Annotated in this window: 1 protein-coding gene; it reads left to right on the top strand. The window is 66.2% G+C overall.

Features of this window, described 5'->3' with window-relative positions; translation table 11 throughout:
• Positions 1-126: 126 nt before the first annotated feature.
• Positions 127-1,086, top strand: a complete 960-nt coding sequence (locus tag DY468_RS24520; RefSeq protein WP_164608214.1) for an IS110 family RNA-guided transposase — start codon at positions 127-129, stop codon at positions 1,084-1,086.
• Positions 1,087-1,102: the final 16 nt, after the last annotated feature.

Here is a 1,102-nt window from a genome sequence, read left to right as displayed (position 1 = left end):
GCTCGGTAGATTCCCGGCCGATCATCTCGCCGTAACCCGGTGCGGGCGCCTCTGTCGGTGTTGCTTGATCGAACAGTCGCACGGGCATTGCCGTTGCGGTGATCGCCCGCATACAGGACCGATCCCATGACGATTGCAGTGCCGCTTGCGGTTGCGGCCGGCGTCGATGCCGGCCAACGTTTTCTCGATGTCGCGCTGGCTCCGTCGGGCCAGACCTTCCGGATGCCTAATCTCACCGAGGGCATCGCCGAGATCATCGCCCGCCTCGAACGCTCCGGCGTCAGGCGGGTGGTTCTGGAGGCGATCGGTCCCTATGCCGAACCGCTTGTCAAAGCGCTTTCGGTCGCCGGCTTCGAAGTCGGTATCGTCAATCCGCGCCGGATCAAGGCGTTCCGCGAGGCCGAAGGCGGTCGCGCCAAGACCGACAGGCTGGACGCGCGGCTGATTGCGCGCTTCGCTCTGACCATGCCCGAGACCCTGCGCCCCCTGCCCACCGACACCCAACTGGAGCTGAAAGCGTTGTCGCTCCGACGCCGCCAGCTCACCGAGATGATCGCGATGGAGAAGACCCGGATGAAGCAGGTCCGCGGCACGCTCCTGCTCGATAGTCATCGGGCCGCGATCGCCGCGTTGTCGGCCCAGTGCCAAGCCATCGAGGCCGAACTCGCCAAGCGCATCGGCGACGACGCCGAACTCCGCCGCGTCCTTCACATCCTCAAATCGATCCCCGGCATCGGCGAACGGGTGGCTACGCTCCTCATCACCGACCTACCCGAACTCGGCCAGCGCGATCGCAAGGCCATCGCCAGCCTCGCAGGGCTCGCGCCCCACGTCAGCCAATCCGGCGCAGCGCCGCCTCGCGCCGCCATCGCCGGCGGACGTCCCTGCGTTCGCGCCGCCCTCTACATGGCCGCCCTGGTCGCCGCCCGCCACCACCCCAAGCTCCGCGACGACTACAACGCCTTTCGCCTGCAAGGAAAACCCGGAAAGGTCGCGCTCATCGCAATCGCCCGAAAACTGCTCGTCACAGCCAACGCACTCGTCAAAGCCGACACGCCATATCAAGGTAAGACCCTTGACACATGAGACAGTCGCCGGGTTC

The organism is Rhodopseudomonas sp. BR0M22 (genome assembly GCF_010907035.1).
GTDB lineage: Bacteria > Pseudomonadota > Alphaproteobacteria > Rhizobiales > Xanthobacteraceae > Rhodopseudomonas.
The sequence above is the reverse complement of the archived record's forward strand: the minus strand, read 5'-3'. Positions and strand labels throughout refer to the sequence as shown.